25 protein-coding genes are annotated in these 23,909 nt (G+C 56.3%); 21 read left to right on the top strand and 4 right to left on the bottom strand.

Going from position 1 to position 23,909, the window contains the following annotated elements; all coding sequences use genetic code 11:
* The first annotated feature begins 3 nt into the window (after positions 1 to 3).
* Complete coding sequence (locus OKC29_RS04210) at positions 4 to 306, top strand: ArsR/SmtB family transcription factor (RefSeq protein WP_016349423.1); 303 nt, start codon at positions 4 to 6, stop codon at positions 304 to 306.
* A gap of 50 nt (positions 307 to 356) precedes the next feature.
* Here OKC29_RS04210 and rpsT read toward each other — a convergent pair whose 3' ends face one another.
* Positions 357 to 620: a 30S ribosomal protein S20 gene (rpsT, locus tag OKC29_RS04205; protein ID WP_005308808.1), complete on the bottom strand. Its 264-nt coding sequence runs from the start codon at positions 618 to 620 to the stop codon at positions 357 to 359.
* 191 nt (positions 621 to 811) lie between these two features.
* On the opposite strand from rpsT, the gene murJ reads away from it, so the two are divergent.
* Positions 812 to 2,377 carry a murein biosynthesis integral membrane protein MurJ gene (murJ, locus tag OKC29_RS04200; RefSeq protein ID WP_016349424.1) on the top strand — a complete coding sequence of 522 codons (1,566 nt, stop codon included), beginning with the start codon at positions 812 to 814 and terminating at the stop codon, positions 2,375 to 2,377.
* Positions 2,378 to 2,419: 42 nt separating this feature from the next.
* On the opposite strand, the gene OKC29_RS04195 is transcribed toward murJ, so the two are convergent.
* Positions 2,420 to 2,617: a hypothetical protein gene (locus OKC29_RS04195; protein WP_162183721.1), complete on the bottom strand. Its 198-nt coding sequence runs from the start codon at positions 2,615 to 2,617 to the stop codon at positions 2,420 to 2,422.
* Between OKC29_RS04195 and ribF the strand changes: the two genes are divergently transcribed.
* From ribF to OKC29_RS04140, 11 genes are all read left to right on the top strand, one after another.
* Positions 2,522 to 3,496 (top strand): bifunctional riboflavin kinase/FAD synthetase, encoded by a 975-nt coding sequence (gene ribF, locus OKC29_RS04190; RefSeq protein WP_017409028.1) that lies wholly within the window; start codon positions 2,522 to 2,524, stop codon positions 3,494 to 3,496. The genes OKC29_RS04195 and ribF overlap by 96 nt on opposite strands.
* A complete protein-coding gene (gene ileS, locus OKC29_RS04185; RefSeq protein WP_073348854.1) occupies positions 3,496 to 6,357 on the top strand; it encodes an isoleucine--tRNA ligase in 2,862 nt (953 codons plus the stop codon). The genes ribF and ileS overlap by 1 nt, the downstream gene beginning before the upstream one ends.
* Entirely contained in the window at positions 6,357 to 6,860 is a 504-nt protein-coding gene (gene lspA, locus OKC29_RS04180; RefSeq protein WP_011704644.1) for a signal peptidase II, read from the top strand. Before ileS ends, lspA begins: the two co-directional genes overlap by 1 nt.
* Positions 6,857 to 7,309 (top strand): FKBP-type peptidyl-prolyl cis-trans isomerase, encoded by a 453-nt coding sequence (gene fkpB, locus OKC29_RS04175; protein WP_049047987.1) that lies wholly within the window; start codon positions 6,857 to 6,859, stop codon positions 7,307 to 7,309. Before lspA ends, fkpB begins: the two co-directional genes overlap by 4 nt.
* Positions 7,309 to 8,244 (top strand): 4-hydroxy-3-methylbut-2-enyl diphosphate reductase, encoded by a 936-nt coding sequence (gene ispH / locus OKC29_RS04170; RefSeq protein WP_049047988.1) that lies wholly within the window; start codon positions 7,309 to 7,311, stop codon positions 8,242 to 8,244. The genes fkpB and ispH overlap by 1 nt, the downstream gene beginning before the upstream one ends.
* A 112-nt stretch (positions 8,245 to 8,356) precedes the next feature.
* Entirely contained in the window at positions 8,357 to 8,764 is a 408-nt protein-coding gene (tppA, locus tag OKC29_RS04165; protein WP_045790662.1) for a type IVa pilus pseudopilin TppA, read from the top strand.
* A gap of 3 nt (positions 8,765 to 8,767) precedes the next feature.
* On the top strand, positions 8,768 to 9,340 hold the full coding sequence (pilV, locus tag OKC29_RS04160) for a type IV pilus modification protein PilV (RefSeq protein ID WP_049047989.1): 573 nt from the start codon (positions 8,768 to 8,770) through the stop codon (positions 9,338 to 9,340).
* Positions 9,337 to 10,329 carry a PilW family protein gene (locus OKC29_RS04155; RefSeq protein WP_073348855.1) on the top strand — a complete coding sequence of 331 codons (993 nt, stop codon included), beginning with the start codon at positions 9,337 to 9,339 and terminating at the stop codon, positions 10,327 to 10,329. Before pilV ends, OKC29_RS04155 begins: the two co-directional genes overlap by 4 nt.
* A gap of 20 nt (positions 10,330 to 10,349) precedes the next feature.
* Positions 10,350 to 10,760: a pilus assembly PilX family protein gene (locus OKC29_RS04150; protein ID WP_269149512.1), complete on the top strand. Its 411-nt coding sequence runs from the start codon at positions 10,350 to 10,352 to the stop codon at positions 10,758 to 10,760.
* A gap of 12 nt (positions 10,761 to 10,772) precedes the next feature.
* On the top strand, positions 10,773 to 14,372 hold the full coding sequence (locus tag OKC29_RS04145; RefSeq protein ID WP_101150119.1) for a pilus assembly protein: 3,600 nt from the start codon (positions 10,773 to 10,775) through the stop codon (positions 14,370 to 14,372).
* Entirely contained in the window at positions 14,372 to 14,656 is a 285-nt protein-coding gene (locus OKC29_RS04140; protein ID WP_073348859.1) for a TapY2 family type IVa secretion system protein, read from the top strand. The genes OKC29_RS04145 and OKC29_RS04140 overlap by 1 nt, the downstream gene beginning before the upstream one ends.
* A 3-nt stretch (positions 14,657 to 14,659) precedes the next feature.
* Here the strand turns inward: OKC29_RS04140 and OKC29_RS04135 are convergent, their stop codons facing one another.
* On the bottom strand, positions 14,660 to 15,157 hold the full coding sequence (locus OKC29_RS04135; RefSeq protein WP_073348860.1) for a GspH/FimT family pseudopilin: 498 nt from the start codon (positions 15,155 to 15,157) through the stop codon (positions 14,660 to 14,662).
* A 146-nt stretch (positions 15,158 to 15,303) separates the two neighbouring features.
* On the opposite strand from OKC29_RS04135, the gene OKC29_RS04130 reads away from it, so the two are divergent.
* The 4 genes from OKC29_RS04130 (at position 15,304) to luxS (ending at position 18,457) form a co-directional block, all read left to right on the top strand.
* Positions 15,304 to 16,926 carry an NAD+ synthase gene (locus OKC29_RS04130; RefSeq protein WP_043166232.1) on the top strand — a complete coding sequence of 541 codons (1,623 nt, stop codon included), beginning with the start codon at positions 15,304 to 15,306 and terminating at the stop codon, positions 16,924 to 16,926.
* 9 nt (positions 16,927 to 16,935) lie between these two features.
* Positions 16,936 to 17,274, top strand: a complete 339-nt coding sequence (glnB, locus tag OKC29_RS04125; RefSeq protein ID WP_005308848.1) for a nitrogen regulatory protein P-II — start codon at positions 16,936 to 16,938, stop codon at positions 17,272 to 17,274.
* A 61-nt stretch (positions 17,275 to 17,335) separates the two neighbouring features.
* Positions 17,336 to 17,929: a transglycosylase SLT domain-containing protein gene (locus OKC29_RS04120; protein ID WP_275065486.1), complete on the top strand. Its 594-nt coding sequence runs from the start codon at positions 17,336 to 17,338 to the stop codon at positions 17,927 to 17,929.
* 18 nt (positions 17,930 to 17,947) lie between these two features.
* The gene (luxS, locus tag OKC29_RS04115; RefSeq protein WP_073348862.1) at positions 17,948 to 18,457 is read left to right on the top strand and encodes an S-ribosylhomocysteine lyase; all 510 of its coding nucleotides are present in this window, start codon (positions 17,948 to 17,950) and stop codon (positions 18,455 to 18,457) included.
* A gap of 62 nt (positions 18,458 to 18,519) precedes the next feature.
* Here the strand turns inward: luxS and OKC29_RS04110 are convergent, their stop codons facing one another.
* The gene (locus tag OKC29_RS04110; protein WP_024944559.1) at positions 18,520 to 19,542 is read right to left on the bottom strand and encodes a GGDEF domain-containing protein; all 1,023 of its coding nucleotides are present in this window, start codon (positions 19,540 to 19,542) and stop codon (positions 18,520 to 18,522) included.
* 134 nt (positions 19,543 to 19,676) lie between these two features.
* On the opposite strand from OKC29_RS04110, the gene rnr reads away from it, so the two are divergent.
* Genes rnr through OKC29_RS04090 form a run of 4 tightly spaced genes read left to right on the top strand, consistent with a single transcriptional unit; the run spans position 19,677 to position 23,900 of the window.
* A complete protein-coding gene (rnr, locus tag OKC29_RS04105) occupies positions 19,677 to 22,070 on the top strand; it encodes a ribonuclease R (RefSeq protein ID WP_073348863.1) in 2,394 nt (797 codons plus the stop codon).
* Entirely contained in the window at positions 22,067 to 22,816 is a 750-nt protein-coding gene (gene rlmB, locus OKC29_RS04100; RefSeq protein ID WP_029304634.1) for a 23S rRNA (guanosine(2251)-2'-O)-methyltransferase RlmB, read from the top strand. Before rnr ends, rlmB begins: the two co-directional genes overlap by 4 nt.
* Before the next feature lie 10 nt (positions 22,817 to 22,826).
* Positions 22,827 to 23,393, top strand: coding sequence for a Crp/Fnr family transcriptional regulator (locus tag OKC29_RS04095; RefSeq protein WP_073348864.1), 567 nt, complete (start codon positions 22,827 to 22,829; stop codon positions 23,391 to 23,393).
* A 57-nt stretch (positions 23,394 to 23,450) separates the two neighbouring features.
* Positions 23,451 to 23,900 carry a GNAT family N-acetyltransferase gene (locus OKC29_RS04090; protein ID WP_073348865.1) on the top strand — a complete coding sequence of 150 codons (450 nt, stop codon included), beginning with the start codon at positions 23,451 to 23,453 and terminating at the stop codon, positions 23,898 to 23,900.
* The last annotated feature ends 9 nt before the right edge of the window (positions 23,901 to 23,909 follow it).

The following is a 23,909-nucleotide window of genomic DNA, read 5'->3' as shown; positions in this document are numbered from 1 at the left end:
GAGATGCAACTGGAAGAGATGGAGGCAAATGCAAGCCGGGCGGTCGCTCTGCTCAAGGCGCTGGCCAACGAGCGGCGCTTGTTTATCCTGTGTCAGCTGCTGGAGCGGGAGCTGTCGGTGGGTGAGCTCAACGAGCGGCTGGGTTTGAGCCAGTCGGCGTTGTCACAGCATCTGGCTGTGTTGCGGCGGGATGAACTGGTGGAGACGCGCAAGGAGGCCCAGACGGTCTACTATTCGCTGCGCAGCCACGAGGTGCGCGAGATGATAGGATTGCTGCACAAGTTGTACTGCAGCGAACAGAAATAAAAAACCGGCACGAAGGCCGGTTTTTTTAGCTTTGTTCAGCAGATGCTGAATTAAGCCATAGCTTTGATCTGGGCAGACAGGCGGCTCTTGTGACGAGCAGCTTTGTTCTTGTGGATCAGGCCTTTGGTCGCCATACGATCCATGATCGGCTGAGCAACAGCGAAAGCGGCAGTCGCGGCAGCCTTGTCGCCGGAGGCGATGGCAGCGATGACTTTCTTCAGGTAGGTACGGGTCATGGAACGACGGCTGGCGTTGTGCTGACGACGTTTCTCTGACTGAAGAGCGCGCTTCTTAGCAGATTTGATGTTAGCCAAGGTAAAACTCCTAAAACTGTCTTAGCGAGTGTATTGAAAAGGCCCGGAAATATGCCTTCTCAACCACATATTGTCAAATGATTTGTGCAAATAAACACCGCCCCCCGGTGGTGTGTCAGATGGGAGACGGTTAAACTGTCGGCCGATTCTAACAGCATTCTTTTCTTTCCGACAGTTCCAGAGGCCTCGTCTTGAGTAAGAAATTGATCAAATCCGGCATGATAGTGTCCGGAATGACGTTGGCGTCCCGCGTGATGGGCTTGGTGCGCGATGTGGTCATCGCAAATCTGCTCGGTGCCGGGGTGGCCGCAGACGTATTCTTCTTTGCCAACCGCATTCCCAACTTTCTGCGTCGCCTGTTCGCCGAAGGTGCCTTCAACCAGGCCTTTGTTCCCGTGATGACGGAGTACAAGAAAAAGGGCGACGAGAGCGAAGTGCGCGAGTTGCTGGCCGCGGTGGCGGGCACCCTCGGGGGGATCGTCACCGTGGTCACCCTGCTCGGGGTGTTGGGCTCTGGGGTGCTGACCGCCCTGTTCGGCTGGGGCTGGTTCTGGGACTGGTTGCATGGTGGGCCGGCGGCCGAGAAGTTCGAGATGGCCAGCCTGATGCTCAAGATCACCTTCCCCTATCTCTGGTTCATCACCTTTACCGCCATGGCGGGGGCCATCCTCAATACCTTCGGCCGCTTCGGGGTCTCCTCCTTCACGCCGATCTTTCTCAACATCACCATGATCGCCGCCGCCTGGTGGATCTCCCCCTGGCTCGACGACCCTGAGCTGGCGCTGGCCATCGGTGTCTTCCTCGGCGGTTTGGTGCAGTTCCTGTTCCAGTTCCCGTTCCTGCGCCAGATCAACATGCTGGTGTGGCCCAAGTGGGGTTGGCACCATCCGGGAGTGGTGAAGATCCGCACCCTGATGATCCCGGCGCTGTTCGGTGTGTCGGTCAGCCAGATCAACCTGCTGGTCAACACCATGCTCGCCTCGTTCCTCGCGACCGGCGCCATCAGCTATCTCTATTACTCGGATCGACTGCTGGAGTTCCCGCTCGGCATGTTCGGTGTCGCCATCAGTACCGTCATCCTGCCGGCGTTGGCCAAAAAACACGTGGATGCGGATCCGGCCGACTTCTCCCGCACCATGGACTGGGGGGTACGGATGGTGATGCTGCTCGGCCTGCCGGCCATGGTGGGCATCGCCGTGCTGCGCGAACCCATTCTGCGGGTGCTGTTCATGCGCGGCGAGTTCGGCTTGCACGAGGTGAGCATGTCCAGCGCCAGCCTGCTGGCATCCACCACGGGCCTGCTGTCGCTGATGCTGATCAAGGTGCTGGCCCCTGGCTACTACGCCCGCCAGGATACCCGCACTCCGGTACGGATCGGGATGATGTCGATGGCGGCCAACATGGCCTGCAACCTCATCTTCATCTATCCGCTCGGTTACGTGGGACTGGCGCTCTCGACTGCCTGCTCGGGCACGCTGAACGCGGCCCTGCTGTTCAAGGGGCTCCATCAGCAGAACGTCTACCGGCCCTCCCGCCACACCGGGGTATTCTGCCTCAAGCTGTTGACCGCAAGTCTGCTGATGGGGGGCGTGCTCCTCTACCTCTCGCCGGATCTGGCCCAATGGGGCGCCTGGCACATGAGCAAGGCGAGCATGCAACTGACCATGCTGCTGGTGCTGGGGGGCGCCATCTATGCCGGTGTCTTGCTGGCGCTGGGCATTCGGCCAAAAGATCTGAGAGCAGGGCGGGATGACTGAGTCGGCGCGCCATGGCGATTGAAGTCCCGCCTGAGCCAGCAATCAGGGCGGGATGGCTGAAATCGGGTCAGCAACAGGGCTGACCCAGAGTGCCGCCTGATATATAATCCGGCGATTTTCATAGCAGCGACGCACAAGGCATTGATGGAGCTTATCCGCGGTATTCACAATATCAAGCCCCGTCACCGGGGGTGTGTATTGACCATTGGCAACTTTGATGGGGTTCATCAGGGTCATCATGCCGTGCTGTCTCGCCTGCAGGAAAAAGCAGCCCAACTGGGCCTGCCGGCCTGCGTCATGCTGTTTGAACCGCAGCCGCTGGAGCTGTTTGCCGGGGCTGCGGCGCCGGCCCGCCTTAGCCGCCTGCGGGAGAAGTATGAAGCGCTCAAGGGGATGCAGATCGATCGCATGCTCTGCGTGCGCTTCAACCATCGCTTCGCCGAGCAGTCCGCCACCACCTTCATCGAGCAACTGCTGGTGGAGAAACTCGGCGTGCACTATCTGGTGGTGGGCGACGATTTTCGTTTCGGCAAGGGGCGGGAAGGGGACTTCCACCTGCTGGAAGAGGCCGGTCGGCGCTTCGGTTTCGAGGTGATCAGCACCCAGAGCTTCCAGTTGTCCCGTCAGCGGGTCAGCAGCACGCTGGTGCGCGAGGCCCTCGCGGCCGGTCGCATGGCGGAGGTGGAGCTGATGCTTGGCCGCCCCTATACCATCAGCGGCCGGGTTGCCCACGGTGACAAGCTGGGCCGCACCATAGGTTTTCCCACCGCCAATCTGGCCCTCAAGCGCCAGGTGATCCCGGTCGGTGGCGTGTTCGCGGTGGAAGTGTTATGTTCCGGCAAGACCTTCCCCGGTGTCGCCAATGTGGGTGTACGGCCGACCTTGAGCGGTACACAAGCCAGATTGGAAGTACATCTATTTGATTTTTCTGGCGACCTATATGGTCAACAGGTCAAGGTGCTGCTTCGCCACAAGCTGCGCGAAGAGCAGAAGTTTGCCTCTTTCACCGCCTTGAAAGAGCAGATCGAACGAGATGCCCTGGCGGCCCGAGCCTGGTTCGGGCTGCCACTACTCCATTTACCCAGCACTCTTTTAGAAAAGAAGGGAACCCAGGACTGATGAGCGACTATAAACACACCCTGAATCTTCCGGAAACCGAGTTTCCGATGCGTGGCGATCTGGCCAAGCGCGAACCCAACATGCTGAAACGTTGGTACGATCAGGATCTTTACGGCGCCATTCGCCGCGCCAAAGCGGGCAAGCCTTCGTTCATTCTGCACGATGGCCCCCCCTATGCGAACGGCAGCATTCACATCGGTCACTCGGTCAACAAGATCCTCAAAGACATCATCATCAAGTCCAAGGGCCTCTCCGGCTTCGACTCCCCCTATGTGCCGGGCTGGGATTGCCACGGTCTGCCCATCGAACTGAAAGTAGAAGGCATGGTCGGCAAGCCGGGCGAGAAGGTCTCTGCTGCCGAGTTCCGCGCCGAGTGCCGCAAATACGCCAAGACCCAGATCGAAGCGCAGAAGACCGACTTCATCCGGCTGGGCGTGCTGGGTGACTGGGAACACCCCTACCTGACCATGGATTTTGGCACCGAAGCCAACATCATCCGCTCCATGGCCAAGATCGTTGAAAACGGCCACCTGCACAAAGGCTCCAAGCCGGTGCACTGGTGTACCGACTGTGGCTCCGCCCTGGCCGAAGCCGAGGTGGAGTACTACGACAAGAACTCCCCCTCCATCGACGTGCGCTTCAAGGCTGTCGACGAGGCGGGTGTTGCCGCCAAGTTTGACTGCGCCGAAGGCCACACTGGCAAGGGCCCGATCTCTGCCGTGATCTGGACCACCACCCCCTGGACCCTGCCCGCCAACCGCGGTATCGCCATGCATGCCGATCTGGACTATGCGCTGGTGCAGGTGGAAGGTGAGCATCCCGAGCGCCTGATCCTGGCCGCCGAGCTGGTCAAGGACGTGATGGACCGCGCCGGTATCGAGCAGTTCCACAACCTGGGCTACGCCAAGGGCGCTGCGCTCGAGCTGCTGCGCTTCAACCACCCCTTCTACAGCTTCGACGTGCCGGTGGTGCTGGGTGACCACGTCACTCTGGATGCCGGTACCGGTGCCGTGCACACCGCCCCTGGCCACGGTCAGGAAGACTTCGTGGTCGGTCAGAAGTACGGTCTGGAAGTCGCCAACCCGGTTGGCAGCAACGGCGTGTACCTGCCGGATACCGAACTGTTTGCCGGCCAGCACGTGTTCAAGGCCAACGCCTCCGTGGTCGAGGTGTTGACCGAGCGCGGTGCCCTGCTGCACCACAAGGTGTTCAACCACTCCTACCCGCACTGCTGGCGTCACAAGACCCCGATCATCTTCCGTGCGACCCCGCAGTGGTTCATCAGCATGGAGCAGAAGGGTCTGCGGCAGCGCGCGCTGGAAGAGATCGAGCGCATCGAGCAAGACGGCATCAAACAGCACGGCCAGAGCGGCTGGGTGCCGGCCTGGGGTAAAAACCGTATCCAGGCGATGGTCGAGAACCGTCCTGACTGGTGTATCTCCCGTCAGCGTACCTGGGGCGTGCCCATCTCCCTGTTCGTCCACAAGGAGACCCAGGAACTGCACCCGGAATCCGTGCGCCTGATGCACGAAGTGGCCAAGCGGGTCGAACAGTCCGGCATCCAGGCCTGGTGGGATCTGGACAAGGCCGAGCTGCTGGGCAGCGACGCCGACCTGTACGACAAGGTGCCCGACACCCTGGACGTCTGGTTTGACTCAGGTTCGACTCATTCCTCCGTGGTCGACGCCCGTCCCGAGTTCAACGGCAACCCGGCCGACATGTATCTGGAAGGCTCTGACCAGCATCGCGGCTGGTTCATGTCCTCCCTGATGATCGGCGTGGCGATGAAAGACAAGGCTCCCTACAACCAGGTGCTGACTCACGGCTTCACCGTGGATGGCCAGGGTCGCAAGATGTCCAAGTCCATCGGCAACGTGGTGAGCCCGCAGGACGTGATGAACAAGCTGGGTGCCGACATCCTGCGTCTGTGGGTCGCCAGCACCGACTACACCGGCGAGATGACCGTCTCCGACGAGATCCTCAAGCGCTCTGCCGACGCTTATCGCCGCATCCGCAACACCGCCCGTTTCCTCTTGGCCAACCTGAACGGCTTCAATCCGGCGACCGACATGGTGGCGCCTGCCGACATGGTGGTGGTGGATCGCTGGGCCGTGGGTCGTGCCAAAGCGGTACAGGCCGAGATCATGGCGGCGTTCGACGAGTACAACTTCCACGGTGTGACCCAGAAGCTGATGCAGTTTTGCTCCATCGAGATGGGCTCCTTCTACCTGGACGTCATCAAGGACCGTCAGTACACCGCCAAGGCTGACAGCCTGGCCCGTCGCTCCTGCCAGACCGCCCTCTATCACATCGCCGAAGCCATGGTGCGCTGGATGGCGCCGATCATGAGCTTCACCGCCGACGAGATCTGGGCGCTGCTGCCGGGTGAGCGCGGTGAGTTCGTGTTCACCGAGGAGTGGTACGACGGCCTGTTCGGGCTGGAAGCGGGTGAAGCCCTCAACGACGATTTCTGGGCCGAGATCCTCACCGTGCGCGGTGAAGTGAACAAGGCGCTGGAAGTGGCCCGTGGCGAGAAGCGCATCGGTGGCTCCCTGCAGGCCGAGCTGACCCTGTTCGCCAAGCCGGCACTGGCTGCGCGTCTGAACGCCCTGGCCGATGAGCTGCGCTTCGTGCTGCTTACCTCCAAGGCCAAGGTCGTCAGCGTCGATGCCGCCCCGGCAGACGCCGTGGCGACCGAGCGCGATGACCTGTGGCTGAGCGTGGCCCAGTCTGCCGCCGCCAAGTGCGACCGCTGCTGGCACCATGTGGAAGACGTGGGCACCATCGCGGGTCACGAAGAGATCTGTGGCCGCTGCGTCACCAACGTCGAGGGTGACGGCGAAACTCGTCAATTTGCCTGATGAACATGACTCACCATAAAAGCGGCCTGCGTTGGCTGTGGCTGGCAGTGCTGGCCTTTGTACTGGACCAGGCGAGCAAGCTCGCCGTGGTCAAGCTGCTGCCATTTGGCTACCCGGGGGTGGAGATCACCCCCTTCTTCAACCTGGTCCATGTCTACAACAAGGGGGCGGCTTTCAGCTTCCTGGCTGATCAGGGCGGCTGGCAGCGCTGGTTCTTCGCAGTGCTGGCGTTTGCCATCTGTGGCTTGCTGATCCACTGGCTGCGCAAGCAGTCCGTCGCTCAGCGCTGGAGCGGCATCGCCTACTCGCTGATCATCGGCGGGGCGCTCGGCAACGTGTTTGACCGGCTGGTGCTGGGTCACGTGGTCGATTTCCTCGATTTCTACTGGCAGCGTGCCCACTGGCCGGCGTTCAACCTGGCGGACAGCTTCATCTTCATCGGCGCCGCCATGATAGTGCTGGACGGTTTTCGCAGTGAGAAGAAGAAGGATGTGACGCCATGAGCCAGCCGATTGCGACAGACAGCAGCGTGCTGTTTCATTTCGCCATCAAGCTGGAAGATGGTTCGGTGGCCGACAGCACTGCGCTGCAAGGCAAGCCTGCCCGCCTGCGGATGGGCGATGGCAGCCTGACCTCCAGTTTCGAGCAGTGCCTGCTGGGGCTGCGCGAAGGGGAGAGCAAGAGCTTCACGCTGGCGCCGGAAGAGGCCTTCGGCCTCTCCAATCCCGACAACATCTATCATCTGGACCGCGCCAAGTTCGGTGCCGATGTAGAGCCCAAGGTCGGCACCATCATCCTGTTCGACCAGCCCAACGGCAGCGAGCTGCCGGGTATCATCCGGGCGGTGGCAGGGATGTCGGTGACGGTCGATTTCAACCATCCCCTGGCCGGTCACACCGTCACGTTCGAGGTGGAGATCCTGGGGGTTGATGACGAGGAAGCGGTTCACTGATGAATATTCTTCTGGCCAATCCCCGTGGTTTCTGTGCCGGTGTCGACCGGGCGATCAGCATCGTCGAGAGTGCGCTGGAGAAGTTCGGCGCCCCCATCTATGTCCGTCACGAGGTGGTGCACAACCGCTACGTGGTGAACAAGCTCAAGGAGGCGGGCGCCGTCTTCGTCGAAGAGCTGGATGAGGTGCCAGACGACAGCATCGTCATCTTCTCCGCCCACGGCGTTTCCAAGGCGGTGCGCGAGATGGCCAAGTCCCGTGCCCTCAAGGTGTTCGATGCGACTTGCCCGCTGGTGACCAAGGTGCACATGGAGGTCCATCGCGCCAGTCGCAAGGGCTCCGAGGCCGTGCTCATCGGCCATGCCGGTCACCCCGAGGTGATCGGGACCATGGGGCAGTACGAGAATCGCGAGGGGGGCATGTATCTGGTGGAGACGCCGGAAGACGTGGCCAAGCTCAAGGTGAAGAACCCGGATGACCTCTGCTTCGTCACCCAGACTACCCTCAGTGTGGACGAGACCTCGGACGTCATCGATGCCTTGCGTGTCCACTTCCCCAAGATCCAGGGGCCACGCAAAGACGACATCTGCTACGCCACCCAGAACCGCCAGGACGCGGTGCGGGAGATGGCGGGGCTGGTGGACGCCATGCTGGTGGTGGGGTCGCGCAACTCCTCCAACTCCAACCGCTTGCGGGAGCTGGCCGAGAAGGTGGGCGCCAAAGCCTATCTCATCGACGACGCCTCCATGATCGAGGCCGACTGGCTGGCGGGAGTAGAGGCGATCGGTGTCACCGCCGGCGCTTCCGCACCCGAGGTGCTGGTGCAGTCGGTCATCACGCGCCTGCGTGAGCTGGGCGGCAAGGTGGTGGCCGAGCATCCCGGTCGTGAAGAGAACGTGGTGTTTGAGGTGCCGCCGGAACTTAGAATTATTTGAGCGAAGCCAGGAAGGCTTAAGAATAAAGTGCAATGATATTGACGCCGAGTTTGTTCTAGTGACAGGCTCGGCGTTAAACTTATAAAGCCGTCAATCACACCAAGGATGGGATATGATTGGGTTCTTTCGAGGCTTTTCTCTAGTCGAGCTGATGATCGTTGTTGCCATCGTGGCAATTCTTAGCTCAATTGCTTACCCCTCCTATCAGCGATATCTGCTGACCAGCCATCGTGTCGATGCAAAAAAAATGCTGTTGGATGCCGCCAACCGGCAAGAAACCTATTTCATGGATTTCAATCGATATGCATCTTCCGCGGCGGCGCTCAACATTTCCGAGAATTCCGATGCGGGTTTGTACCATCTGGTGATTTCTGCCGGTACTAATACATATGTGTTGTCCGCTACAGCATCAGGTGCACAGGGCTCTGATGAGGACTGTGTCATCTATTCCATCGACCAAGATGGCACTAAAAGTGCCTTCAATGTTGGCAATGCTGTCAACAATGATTGCTGGGACTAGCCCATGAAATGGCCCATCTTGAGTTCAATGAAAGGGTTCAGTCTACTGGAAGTAATGATTGCGGCTGTCGTGCTGTCTTTTGGGTTGCTGGGATTGGTGGGAATGCAGGTGACGTCCAAGCTATCTGGCTATGAGGCCAGACAAAGAACGATAGCGAGCTGGCTGGCAACTGACATCGTTGAACGTGCCAGAATCAATCGTTCTATATGGGAGCTTCAGACAGCACAGGCTTGGACTGTGAGCTCGGGTTCTTCCATCAGCAAGCCAAGCTGTGGTAACAAGGATGGCACCATGACCAGTTGCAGTTCAAACGATCTGCTCGCTTTGGATATGTTCAGTTGGCAGCAGTCCTTGTCGGGCGTTGCAGTATCAGGTGCCTCCTCAGTACTACAGAATCCATCCGGCTGTATTATTCGAGGAAATGCCAATGCTATGACAGTCATTGTTACCTGGCAGGGGCGAGAGAGCATTTCTGACGGTACATCGGCCATATCGAATAATATCCGCAACCTGTGTGGTTTTGGCAACGGAACGCTCCAGTCAAGGCGTTACTATATGCTGGCAACAACGTTATGAAAACCAAAGGTTTTACGCTTATCGAATGGCTTATTGCCATGGTCATTGGGGTATTTCTACTGGGGGGGGTATTAAGCATTTATGTGGCTTCCCGTGCCACAACGGAAGATGTTTTTGATCAAAGTGAACTGCAAGAAAATGGTCGCCTGGCTATGCGGATGATTACTCAAGACCTGCGATGGGCCGGTTTTTGGGGTGACTATACCGGAATGCCGATGCAAAAAGATGCTGGAGTTAGTTTAAGTAGTGGCGCCGTTATTTCTGGTATCAATGATTGTATCGATGAAAGGGGAGAGGGAAGTTTTCCATCCTCAACAACAGTCACGCGGGCACTTTGGGTCGCCAGAGTCGATGCCAGTAAAAATATGACAGGTTTTTCTTGTATTACATCCTCGTCCAGAATAGCGAATTCTGATGTTATCAGTATAAAACGGCTGATTGGACGACCTCTCACTGGTAGTCTCGATAGTAATCGGTTCTATATGGCGACAACGACTCAAGCTGCATATATTTTTCGTGGTAATGAAGTTGCACCAACCGATACCGCAATGCCAGCCAGGCAAATATGGGAATATCAACATTATATTTACTACCTCGCATCAGGCTCATCAGGCATTCCTGAGTTGAGAAAAAGAATGCTAACTGCAAATGGCGGTTCTTTTCTGATAACGGGGTCGATGGCTGACGGTATTGAAAGTATTGTTGTTCTGTATGGTGTGGATACCACTCCCGTGCAAGATGGTGTTATCGATAAATATGTTGGCAGTGTCAATGTTTCATCACAGGAATGGAATGAGGGTCGAGTTGTTTCAGCCAGGGTATTTATTCTGGTTCGTTCCTTACAGGCATCTGCAAAATACAAAAACAATAATGTATATCAGGTTGGTAATATCTCAGTGTCGGGCAATGGTGATGGATTTAGACGCTTGTTATTGGAAAGCAGTGTTGCTATTCGTAATCCTGCGATGATTGCGACAGGAGGCAAGTGATGCGCATACAAGGAGTTGCCTTGATCATTGCTCTCATTATTTTAGTCCCCTTGACTTTAATTGCTATCATTGTGATGCAGTCAAGTGGGGTCGATTTGCGTATGGCGGGAGCTTCAGCAAGTATCCAGCAAGCAGAGCATCAGGTTGAAGGTGTGCTCGAGAGTGCATTGCAACAGAGTGGTCTGTCAACTCGTATCGCAACGATGGGTACAAGTGCAGCATTAAGTATATCGGGAAATAATATAACAACATCAGTTAGCATGACACGTCGAGCAGAGACGATATGTAAAAGAAAGTTCAATGCAAGTAGTCAAAATGTTATCCCTTCCTGCCGCTATGTAGAGATGCAGGCAGGAGTAAATTATGGAAAAAACTCTCGTCCATTAAACTGGACTGCAGGTGTCGAGCAACCATTGCTCAAATCTGAATGAGGAGCATAGGATATGCTTGATTATTTAAAAGTGTTGTTACTCATGCTGGTTACTGTCATGCCAGCGATGGCAACCAATAGTTACTCAGATGATACTGAACTATTTGTCTATGATTTCTCTAAGGCTGGGGATTTTAGACCGAAAATATTAATTGTTTTCGATAACTCTGGTAGCATGAGTGAGACAATGGATGTTGTTAAAGAAGAGTATAATCCATCAACAACATATGCTGCTTTAAACAAAGATCCTGATACTGGTAATAGCAAAAAATATATATACTATTCAACAGATGGTAGCGTGCCGACCATTACTAGTACCAAACGTTTTTCGGATAAAGTTAATGCATGTGCCTCTTCAAAAACACCATTGAGCAACGTAGGATATTTTCAATCACAAGTATGGAGTTACCTATATTCTAGTTTTAATAACAGCGGAGTACCTCGGCAAGGTTCGTGGACATCTGTTTCTCCATATGTTGAGAGTGAGATTTACTTAGTTGATTGCAAGCAAGATATTACAGCGAAAAACACCGCAAACCCTTTCAGTGGTGCCGTTCCTGTCGGAAGTGTAACTGCAGGATATCCTATCAATAAAACATCCAATAATTCAGGCTCTTGGTATTACACTTCAAATATAGCCAATGCAGTGACGGGCAGTAATACTAGTGTCACACTATATTCAGCAAATTACATTCGTTGGTACTATGGTCCTACTGGTTATAGCGTTCAGTCAAGACTGAAAATTGCCAAGGATGCAGTCAAAGGATTGGTGTCTTCAACTCCTGGTGTGGATTTTGGGTTGGCTGTTTATAATTACAATGATAGTAATGGTGGAAGAAACGGTGGTCGTATAGTTAGACGAATTTTAAGTAATGATGAAAATATGGGAGGAGGAGTAACGGCAGAACAAAATTTGTTGTCAACAATTGATAGTTTAAGTGCCGAAACCAATACTCCATTGTGTGAAACTCTGTATGAGGCTTATCGTTTTTTTGGTGGGCAAAGTGTTTATTATGGTGACGATGATAGTACGAGAGTGCCAACAAGAGACACTTTGGCAGAAAATCCCGTTGGAACTTATAAGTCGCCTTATGATAATTGTTCAAATAATGGTTATGTTATTTATATAACAGACGGTGAACCCACTCAAGATACAGCTGCTAACACCTTGGTCCAAGGGCTTATTAATACACTTAGCGCGGATGAAAAAGCTGCTTATGGTACAACGGTTGGTTATGGTACCAGTGGTAGTAAAAGTTATCTTGCCGCGCTTGCTGGTTATATGAAACATAAAGATGTGAATAGTGGCTCACCTGGTGTGCAGACTGTGACAACATTCACTGTTGGGTTTGGAGATGATGCGGTAACTGGGGCCGGTAATTTGTTGGCGGAAACGGCTCGTCGTGGTGGAGGGACGTATTATCCAGCAACAGATGCGACAGCTCTGACCCAGGCGCTGAAGTCCTCTTTGTTGGCGATACTGAAAATTAACACATCTCTAGTCTCGCCGGCAATTGCAACTAATAACTTTGATCGGACGCGTAGCCTCAATAATATATATTACGCAATGTTTGAACCTGACTCAGGTCCGCGTTGGAAAGGCAATCTGAAGAAATTGATTTTTTCTAGCAAAGGCTATGTGGCAGATGTTAATGATTTGCCAGCGATAAAAACGGATGGTTCGATTATAGAAAATGCACAGACATATTGGTCTGGTGAGCGTGATGGAAATATTGTTGTGAAAGGTGGTGCCCAAGCAATGCTGGCAGAAAAAGCCTCACGTAGCATTTATGTGATCAATAAAGCCCAGTCACGTTTGGATAACTTCACCAGATCCAATCTGGAAAGCATTGCGGGTAGTGCCTCTACTTTAATTAGCGATCTACAGGTCACCGATTCTGCAGCGGCGGACTCATTGATAAACTGGACACGTGGTGTAGATGTTGATGATGAAGACTTTGATGCTACGACATCTACCAGACAATTCATTCTCGGTGATCCACTCCACTCAAGGCCATTAGTCATAAATTATGGGCCACCCTCCGGCAACGCTAATGATGCGCCAGACCTTCGGATTATCATGGGAACAAATGCTGGTTTTCTCCATATGTTTAAGGACTCAGGTTCCAGTATTGATGAAAGCTGGGCTATTATCCCATACGAATTTATGGCAAACCAAAAGGCACTTCGAGAAAATGTAGAGTCTTCGACACATATCTATGGAGTTGACTCATCTCCTGTTGCATTGATCAAAGATGCTAACCGAAATGGTGTTATCAAGTCTTCAGAAGGTGACTTTGCATGGCTGTTTATAGGATTGAGAGGGGGTGGTAAGAGTTATTATGCATTCAATATTTCCAATCCTGATGCGCCTGCACTGAAATGGAGTATCAGTAATCAAACCACAGGTTTTTCTCAGTTGGGGCAGACATGGTCTGTACCTGAAGTTGCTTTTATTCCGGGTGTCACCGATCCGGTATTAGTTTTCGCTGGTGGTTATGATTTGAACAAGAGTAATGCCGGTATCGGTGCTGGAGATAGCTCAGGCGCCGGAATCTATTTTATTAATGCTAACACCGGGGCGTTGATTTTCAGTGCTACACCTGCAGTTGCTTCTTCATCAAATCTCAGCGTGCCTGGTATGACGGATAGCATGCCGGGGACTGTTGCTACCTTGGATAGTGATGGTGATGGAAAAATAGATAGAGTCTATGCAGGGGATACGGGGGGTAATATATGGAGAATGGACCTTTCATCAACCAATAAAACAGAGTGGAGTATTTATAAGTTCGCCAACCTGGGGTCTGATTCCGTACAAAGTGCTGATCGACGCTTCTTTACCCAACCAGTCATTGTCAGGACAATTAATAAGGAAGTGACTAGAACCACAGTAAATGGAAAAGATCAATATACCTATAAAGAGCGTCCATTTGATGCTGTGCTGATCGGAAGTGGTGACCGTAATAGACCATCATCTGAGTCTACGGTAAAAAATGCCTATTTCATGTTGAGAGATTACAATGTCATCGCCAAAAATTATCAAACCAATACACCCACTCCATTGCTGGTCTCAGATCTGTATGATGTGACCAGTGACCCTCTCATTGGCAAAACTACCGATGCCGATATCTTGAATGTGAGGGCTGCTATAACAAGTAAAAAGGGATGGGTATACTGGTTAAATGAACCGGGGGAGAAATCGATGGGGGCTGGTGTCGTATTGCAAGGAAAGCTATATTTCACCTCATTTTTACCTCAAGTTCAGTCTTTTCAGGAATGTACGATTCAATCGATTGGTGCAATGCGTCAATATATGATTGATATGCACTATGGTACGACATTTCGGTATGTTCTAGATCAAGATGGCAATGAGAGTCCTATCCGATATGTGGATGTGAACAACAAAGTTGCTGATGATCTTGTTGTTCATGCTGGGGATGACTCCAAGATCCGTATTATTGGTGGTGCACCAGGGGAAGAGGTGATCCTCAAGAATGAAGGCCAGGGTGAGCCTGAGCGTTGTACCACCGAGGGAGAGTGTTCTCAGGGCGCTGATGAAGCAGAAATGGACATGTCTCCCAAAAAGATATATCTCTATGAAGGAGCTCAGTAATGAAATTTATATATTCATTTTCTATGTTGTTTTTTTTACTTTCGAGTGTGGCTGTGGCTGCTGATATAAAATGCTATGTTGAACTAGAGAATGGCCAAAAGGTGATCTTGCAGACTTCATTATCTGATAATAGCCAAGATAGTATTCACAGAGCCTTCACCAAAAAAGGCTTTGAATATCAAGGGAGAGTGAGCAAAGTCAAAAACATTATTGAGTGTACGGATCTTAACCGAGAATTCAATCTTGAATTGGCTAAAAAACAGGAGTTAAGTCAGCCGAGATAATCGTCATGGACATATATTGGCCTGCGGAGTATTTGTACTGCGACCTGATTGGGCTATGACTAAATTGACTTGAGGTTGACCTGATTCACATAGAGTGAGGGTTGCATTTGTACCAATGCTGGTACCATCCGAACTATATATGGTTGAAATTCTATTCGCCGTCACAACAATCCCATCTGATAGAGATTGACTGCGAGCCAGAAGTGTTTCACCTGTGCTGAGCTCGCTATTGCTGTTATCATCGATGAAGACAAGAAAATGGTCTGGACTATTTTGCACACATTTATCAGATGCATCAGCAAGGCAGGCAGTTACATTCTGTTGATTATCAATGGCTTGTGCTCTGGCAAAGCGAATAAGTTTCAGAATCATTTCTGACTGGAATGACAGGCTGTTGCTACTGATGAGTTCTTTTAAGGAGGGTAAGCCGATCCCTAACAGAATGACCAGCAGTGAGATGGTAACCATCAGCTCCAGTAGGGTAAATCCATTGTTTTTCATATAATCCTGAATATGTCGTTCCTTGACTTCTTACAGCTTATCACTGCCAGTGAAGGACTGTCACATTAGAGCTCCGTCTTGAACTGGCAGATCGCCCCCCTTTTCTTTATCATTCCCCATCATTTTCGAATTCAAGATGCATCGCCATGGCAAAAGCCCTCTCTCTGATGCTTGCCCAGTTGAATCTGACGGTAGGCGCCATCGAAGATAACTGTGACAAGGTGCTGGCGGCAGCCGCCGAGGCCGATAGGCAAGGCGCCGATCTGCTGGTCTGCTCCGAACTGGCCCTGACCGGCTACCCGCCGGAAGATCTGCTGCTGCGCGCCGACCTGATGATCCGGGTGGAGGCCGCCCTGGCCCGCATCGCGGCATGGCAGGGGGCTTGCGCCATTCTGGTGGGTCACCCCTGGCGCGACGGGGAGGCACTCTACAACGCCGCCTCCCTCTACGAGCAAGGCAAGCTGGTCGCACGCTACTTCAAGCAGGATCTGCCCAACTACGGGGTATTCGACGAGAAGCGCTACTTCACTGCGGCAACCGAGACCTGTGTGGTCCCCTTCCGTGGTCATCAGTTGGGGTTGCTCATCTGTGAAGACCTCTGGCAGCCGGGTCCGGCGCTGGCCGCCAAGGCGGCGGGAGCCGAGCTGCTGCTCACCATCAATGCCTCACCCTATGATCAGGAAAAACCCTGGATCCGCCGCGAGCTGATGGCCGAGCGCTGCGATCAGACCGGTCTGCCGCTGGTCTACCTCAATCAGGTATGTGGTCAGGACGAGCTGATCTTCGACGGTTGCTCCAAGGTGTTCAACAGCCAGGGTGAGCTGACCCACAAGCTGGCCCCCTTTGCCGAAGAGCTGGCGCTGGTGCGCTTTGCCGATGGCCAGCCGGTGAAAGAGCGGGAACCGGCTGCCCCGCTCGATCCTTTGGCCGAGACCTATCAGGCGCTGGTGCTGGCGGTGCGCGACTATGTCACCAAGAACGGCTTCCACGGCGCCGTGCTGGGCCTCTCCGGCGGCATCGACTCGGCACTGACCCTGGCCATCGCGGCTGATGCCATCGGTGCTGACAAGGTGCAGGCGGTGATGATGCCGTTCCGCTACACCGCCCAGATGAGTGTGGAAGATGCCAAGGAGCAGGCCGAGCGGATGGGGGTGGAGTTCAATATCATCTCGATCGAGCCCATGTTCGAAGGGTTTATGGCCCAGCTGGCACCATTGTTTGAAGGGACCGCCCGCGACACTACCGAAGAGAACCTGCAGGCCCGTTGCCGCGGCGTGCTGTTGATGGCGCTCTCCAACAAGCGTCGTCGCATCGTGCTGACCACCGGCAACAAGAGCGAAATGGCGGTCGGCTATGCCACCCTGTACGGCGACATGGCCGGCGGCTTTGACGTGCTGAAAGATGTGCCCAAGACGCTGGTCTTCAAATTGTGCGAATACCGCAATTCTGTCGATTATGTGATCCCGCAGCGGGTCATCGACCGCCCGCCTTCGGCAGAATTGGCGCCGGACCAGGTGGATCAGGACAGCCTGCCGCCCTATGACATCCTGGATGCCATCCTCAAGCGCTACGTGGAAGAAGATGCCTCCGTGGCCGACATGGTGGCGGAGGGCTTCGAAGAGGCGGTGGTGCGCAAGGTGATCCGGCTGGTGGATCTCAACGAATACAAGCGCCGTCAGGCGGCGGTCGGGCCCCGCATCACGGCCCGCAACTTTGGTAAGGATCGCCGTTACCCCATCACGTCCGGGTTTGGCAAACAGAACTGGTAAGGAGTCACCATGAAGAAGATTGAAGCCATCATCAAACCGTTCAAGCTGGACGATGTGCGCGAGGCCCTGGCCGAGATCGGCATCAACGGCATGACAGTGTCCGAGGTCAAGGGCTTCGGCCGTCAGAAGGGCCACACCGAGCTCTATCGCGGCGCCGAGTACATGGTCGACTTCCTGCCCAAGGTGAAGGTGGAACTGGTGGTGCAGGACGAGGATCTCGATGCCTGCCTGGAAGCGATCCAGAACACCGCTCGCACCGGCAAGATTGGTGACGGCAAGATCTTCGTCTGCGAGGTGGAGCGCGTCATTCGTATCCGTACCGGCGAAGAGAACGAAGACGCCATCTGATGAGATGGCAGAACCTCGTGATGAGCCAACGAATGGAGACTCGATCCCGCTGATGTCCTGGATGCGCCTCGTTGCGGTGGTCGGCCTGCTGGCCGGTCTGACCGCCTGTAGTACCCGGCCGCCGGCCCAGCCGGAAAACCTGTGCCAGATCTTTCGCGAGAAGCCGGAGTGGCACAAGGCGGCGCTCAAGATGAACGAGAAGTGGGGAACCCCGATCCAGGTGGTGATGGCCATGATGTATCAGGAGTCCTCTTTCGTGCACGATGCCCAGCCGCCGATGCAGTATTTCCTCTTCATCCCGACCGGGCGGGCCAGCTCCGCCTACGGCTATGCCCAGGTCAAAGATGAAACCTGGGCTGACTACCAGCGGGAAACCGGCAACGGCTGGAGCGATCGCGACGACTTTGCCGACGCCATCGACTTCATGGGCTGGTACACTCACAAGGCCCAGCGGCTGAACGGCACCTCCAAGTGGGATGCGTATGGCCAGTATCTCAACTATCACGAAGGGTGGGGTGGCTATCGGCGTGGCAGCTACCGCAGCAAGGGATGGCTGATGAAGACATCCCACAAGGTAGAGGCCCGTGCCCAGCGCTACGGCGCCCAGTATCGACAATGCAAGGATCAGCTCTCCAGCGGGGGCTGGTTCTGGTAACCAAATCAGGAGTCAGAAATGCCGTTATTGGACAGTTTTACCGTTGACCACACCCGCATGGCTGCGCCGGCGGTGCGTGTGGCCAAGACCATGCAGACCCCGAGCAAGGACACCATCACAGTGTTCGACCTGCGTTTCTGCGTGCCGAACCAGGAGATCCTCTCCGAGCGCGGCATCCACACCCTCGAGCACCTGTTTGCCGGCTTCATGCGTGATCACCTGAACGGCAACGGGGTGGAGATCATCGATATCTCCCCCATGGGCTGCCGGACCGGCTTCTACATGAGCCTGATCGGTGCGCCGGACGAAGCCCGGGTTGGTGCTGCCTGGCAGGCCGCCATGAGCGACGTGCTGACCGTGCAGGAGCAGGGCAAGATCCCCGAGCTGAACGAGTATCAGTGCGGTACCTACAGCATGCACTCGCTGGAAGAGGCCCATGCCATCGCCCGCCACGTGCTGGAGCGCGGCATCGGCGTCAACCGCAATGACGAGCTGGCCCTGCCGGAAGAGAAGCTGAAAAGCCTCTGATCCCGGGATGGCAAACATGAAAAAGGCCGGTCATTGACCGGCCTTTTTGTGTGCTGGCAGAATCAGGATGGCAGCGGCATCACCCGGTTGCGACCAAGCTCCTTGGCCTTGTAGAGCAGCTTGTCGGTGCGCTCGACCAGGCTGTCGCCCGTCTCCTGACCGCTGTATTCACCCACCCCGAACGAGGCCGTGATGTGGTCGATGCGCCGGCCCGATTTGCGATCCAGGATCGACATCTTCTCGATGGCCCGGCGCAGGCTCTCCGCCATCTGGCGGCTCAGCGCCAGACTGCGCATGGGGACCAGCAGGGCAAACTCCTCGCCGCCGAGGCGGTAGGCGGTGACGCCCTCCTTGCAGGTTTCCCGCAGCCGCTTGCTGAAGGCGCGCAGCACTTGGTCCCCAAGCAGGTGGCCATATTCATCGTTGAAGCTCTTGAAGCGGTCTATGTCCGACAGGATCAGGGAGAAGGGCTGCTTGCTGCGGATCAGGCTTTCTATCTCCAGATCGAAGGCGCGCCGGTTGAGCAGGCTGGTGAGGGCATCCTCGTTGGCCAGCTTGCGGGTCTCGTTGAGCGCCTCACGCAGCTCCTTGATCTCCTTCTCGGCGCTGCTGAGCTGGTTGCGAAAGTGCATGGTAGACATGCGCACGTCCCGCGACTCGCGCACCAGATCCCGCAGGATCCCCATGGTGTCTTCCAGGCTCAGCCCCTCGTCGTCGATGAGGCTCAGCCGATCGAAGCTCTTGTCGAGCATGTCCTGAAACATGCCGGTGTCAGAGAGGGCATCCTGCATGGTGTGACCAAGCTCGTTGGCCATGGCGGCCAGGTTGAGTTTCATGGTTTCCATCTGCTGCTCATCCTGCGCGGCGAGGTGCTGGTGATAGAGGCGCTCGCAGGTGGTGAGAGAGCAGGTTCCCTGCAGCTTGATGGCCTGATCGATGGCCTGATTGAGCTCGGGCATGCTGGCCGCCACGTAGTTATACCAAAGGGTGTAATTATCCGGCGTGGTGGGGATTTGATACTTGATCATCAGGGGAACCGCCTGCTTGAGATAGGCGGCGGATTGGGCGAACGAGTCCTTGCTCATGAGTTCCATGTCTCATCATGCCTGCAAACTGTGCATAGTATGACAGAGAGATTGGCCAAAAGGCAGTCGATGGATGCCATTCGCCCCCCCCTCCGATATAATGGCACCGTTACCACCTACCCTAAGGCCTGCTTATGTCTCAAAAAGATCCTTTCCTCGAACGCGAGGCCGAAAAATACGAGAACCCCATCGCCAGTCGCGAGATGATCCTCGACCTCATCAAGGGCCATGAAAAGCCCATGTCCCGTGAAGAGCTGGCAAAGGTCCTCAAGCTGACCGAAGAAGAGCCGCTGGAAGCCCTGCGCCGTCGTCTGCGCGCCATGGAGCGTGATGGTCAGCTGGTATTCACTCGCAACCAGTGTTACGCCCTGCCGGATCGCCTGAATCTGGTGAAAGGCTACGTGCTCGGCCACAAAGATGGCTTCGGTTTTCTGCGCCCCGAGGGTGGTGGCCCGGATCTGTTCCTGAACAACCGCGAGATGCAGCGCCTGATGCACGGCGACTACGCCCTGGTGCAGCCTACCGAGATCGACCGCAAGGGGCGCCAGGAGGCGCGTCTGGTACGCCTGCTCAAATCCCGTGAAGCGGACATCGTCGGCCGCTACTTCGTCGAGAACGGCGTCGGCTTCGTGGTGCCGGATGACAGCCGCATCGGCCAGGACATCATCATCCCGGAAGGGGAGAACAAGGGCGCTCGCCAGAGCCAGGTCGTAGTCGTGCGCATCAATCAGCGCGCTACAGCCCGCTTCAACGCGGTCGGTACCGTCTTGGAAGTGCTGGGTGAAAACATGGCGCCCGGCATGGAGATCGAGATCGCCCTGCGTACCCACGGCATTCCGCATACCTGGCCGGAAGAGGTGACCAAGGAGGTTGCCGGTCTGGGCGAGCAGGTGCCGGAGAAGGCCAAAGAGGGTCGCATCGACCTGCGTGCCCTGCCGCTGGTCACCATCGACGGGGAAGATGCCCGCGACTTCGATGACGCCGTCTTCTGTGAAGCCAAGCGCGGCGGTGGCTGGCGCCTGTGGGTCGCCATTGCCGACGTCTCCGCCTACGTGAAGCCGGGCACCGCCCTCGACACCGAAGCCTACCAGCGCGGCAACTCCGTCTACTTCCCCGAATTCGTGGTGCCCATGCTGCCGGAGGTGCTCTCCAACGGCCTCTGCTCGCTCAACCCGCAGGTTGACCGCCTCTGCATGGTGTGCGAGATGACCATCTCCGCCGCCGGCCGCATGTCCGGCTACAAGTTCTACGAAGCGGTGATGAACTCCCATGCCCGCATGACCTACACCAAGGTCGCTGCGATCCTGGAAGGGGAGCCCAAGCTGCGTCAGCAGTACGAGCCGCTGGTGGGTCACATCGAAGAGCTCAACAACCTCTACAAGGCGCTCAAGCATGCCCGTCATCAGCGCGGTGCGGTGGAGTTCGAGAGCGAAGAGACCCGCTTCATCTTCAACGCCCAACGCAAGATCGACCGCATCGTACCGCTGGTGCGCAACGACGCCCACAAGATCATCGAAGAGTGCATGATCCAGGCGAACGTGGCCGCTGCCCGCTACATCGAGAAGAACGAGGCCGCCGCCCTGTTCCGGGTACACGACCGTCCTGGCGAAGAGCGTCTGACCGGCTTCCGTGACTTCCTGGCCGAACTGGGTCTGGAGCTCAAGGGAGGCCTTGAGCCCGAGCCGAAAGATTTCGCCGACCTGGCCGCCAAGTTCGAAGGACGCCCCGATGCGGAGCTGCTCTCCACCATGCTGCTGCGCTCCATGCGTCAGGCCATCTATCAGGCCGACAATATCGGTCACTTCGGTCTGGCGCTGAAGTCCTACGCTCACTTCACCTCGCCGATCCGTCGCTACCCCGACCTCATCCTGCACCGCGCGATCAAGTATCAGACCGCCAAGGAGCAGCAGGCCAACCTGCGCCACAAGTGGACTCCGAGCGGTGGCTACCACTACCAGCTGGAAGAAGTGGACCCCATGGGCGAGCACTGCTCCATGACCGAGCGCCGCGCCGATGACGCCACCCGCGACGTGGCTGACTGGCTCAAGTGCGAGTACATGCTTGATCACGTGGGTGATGAGTTCGATGGCGTCATCGCCAGCGTCACCGGATTTGGCTTCTTCGTGCGTCTGGCCGAGATCCACATCGACGGTCTGGTACACGTCAGTACCCTCACCAACGACTACTACCAGTTTGACCCGTTGCACCAGCAGCTGATCGGCGAGAACTTCCGCCGCCGCTACCGTCTGGGTGACAAGGTGCGGGTCAAGGTGATGGGCGTGAATCTGGACGATCGCAAGATCGACTTCGTGATGGTGGAAGAGCCCCTCAAGGCAACCGGCAAGAACGCCAAAGAGATGGCGCGCAAGCAGGCCGAGATCAAGAAAGAGAAGGCCAAGAGCGCACAGCGTCACGAAAAACGTAAAGAGGGCAAGGATCACGGCAAATCCGACAAGGGCGGCCGTGCCAAACCCAGCAACAGACGACCGAGCAAAAAAGCTCGCGACAAGGCCAAGAGCACTAAATGAGTACTGAACTGATCTACGGCATTCACGCTGTATCCGCGCTGCTGGAGCGCACCCCGGAGCGTTTCATCGAAGTGTGGGCCCTCAAGGGGCGCGATGACGACCGGCTGCAACCCTTGCTGGCCGAGCTGGATGCGCTCGGCCTCAAGGTGCAGAGCGTGAACCGCAAGACGCTCGACGACAAGGCAGAGGGCAACAATCACCAGGGCATCATGGCCCGGGTGAAAGAGGCGCCCAAGCTGGCCGAGCACGACCTGGCCAGCCTGCTGGACAAGCTGGCCGAGCAACAGACTCAGCCCTTCCTGTTGGTGCTGGACGGGGTGACCGATCCGCACAACCTCGGCGCCTGCCTGCGCAGCGCCGATGCGGCCGGCGTCCATGCGGTGATCGTGCCGCGCGACAAGGCCACTGGCCTGACCCCGATCGTGCGCAAGGTCGCCTGTGGCGCCGCCGAAGTGGTGCCGCTCATTCAGGTCACCAACCTGGCTCGCAGCCTGCGCGAGCTGCAGGAGCGTGGCGTCTGGATTGTCGGCACTGCCGGCGAGGCGGATCACGACGTGTTCCAGGCCAAGCTGACCGGCCCGATGGCGCTTGTGATGGGCGCAGAGGGCAAGGGGATGCGCCGGCTGACCCGCGAGCACTGCGATGAACTGGTGAGCATCCCGATGGCGGGGGCGGTATCCAGCCTCAACGTTTCGGTAGCGACCGGCGTCTGCCTGTTTGAAGCCGTGCGCCAGCGTCGTGCTTGAGGCAAGCTGAATGGACAGACCCCCGTTTTGCCGGGATCGGGTCACAGATGAGCAGGAGGCCGCGCGCCTCCTCTCTTTTGCCCGGCCGCTGACCCTGATCCCCCGTGCCTGCCTCTGGCATGCTGGCGATCGACCCGATCTGCTGGTGATGGTGGAGCAGGGACTGCTGCGGGCCAAGGTGGTGTTGGCGGATGGCCGCGAGTACATCAAGGAGTTCTACTGGGAGGGGGACGAGTTCCTCGACTTCCACCACCTGCTCAGTGGCGAGCCGGCCCGCTACAGCGTTGAGGCGCTGGAGCCCTGTCGGCTCTTGCTGTTCAATCTGGCCGACCTGCGCACGCTCTCCTGCTGGCTCGCCTGGTATCAGCATCTGCTGGCGGTGCAGCTGCGCATCAAGGAGGAGAAGGAGCTGCTGCTGCTGACCGAAAGCCCGCAGGCCCGTTATCAGCACTTTTTGCGCAGTTTTCCCGCGCTGGAGGCCAGGGTGCCCGATCACCAGATCGCCGCCTACCTCGGCATCACCCCCATCAGCCTGAGCCGCATCCGCAAACGGCTGAAGGATCTTAACAAAGGTTAATGCCGGCTCGCGTGCGGCTGGCTATGCTGCCCTTCTCATCATGAGCAAGGAACCCCCATGAACTGGTCTCTCAAGTCTTTTGAACAACTCGACGTCAACGAACTCTATGAACTGCTCACCCTGAGATCCCGGGTATTCGTGGTGGAGCAGACTTGCGTCTTTCTCGATATGGACGGCGTCGACAAGCGTCCCGACGTGCTGCACCTGCTCGGCTGGCAGGATGGGGCTCTGGTGGCCTATGCCAGGCTGATGGCGCCCAGCGTGGCCAAGGCGCAGCAGGTGGTGATCGGCCGGGTGGTGACCGCGCCCGAGGCGAGAGGTGATGGGCTCGGCCACCGGTTGATGCAGCAGGCGCTGCAGGAGTGTGCCCGGCTGTGGCCAGGGGTCAGCATCTACCTCGGGGCCCAGGCACACCTGCAAGGTTTCTACGGTCGTCACGGCTTCACTGCCGTGGGTGAACCCTATCTGGAAGATGACATTCCCCACATCGGCATGAGCTCCTCTTAATACCTTTTA

The organism is Aeromonas sp. QDB34 (assembly GCF_027705405.1).
Classification (GTDB): domain Bacteria; phylum Pseudomonadota; class Gammaproteobacteria; order Enterobacterales; family Aeromonadaceae; genus Aeromonas; species Aeromonas hydrophila.
The sequence above is the reverse complement of the archived record's forward strand: the minus strand, read 5'-3'. Positions and strand labels throughout refer to the sequence as shown.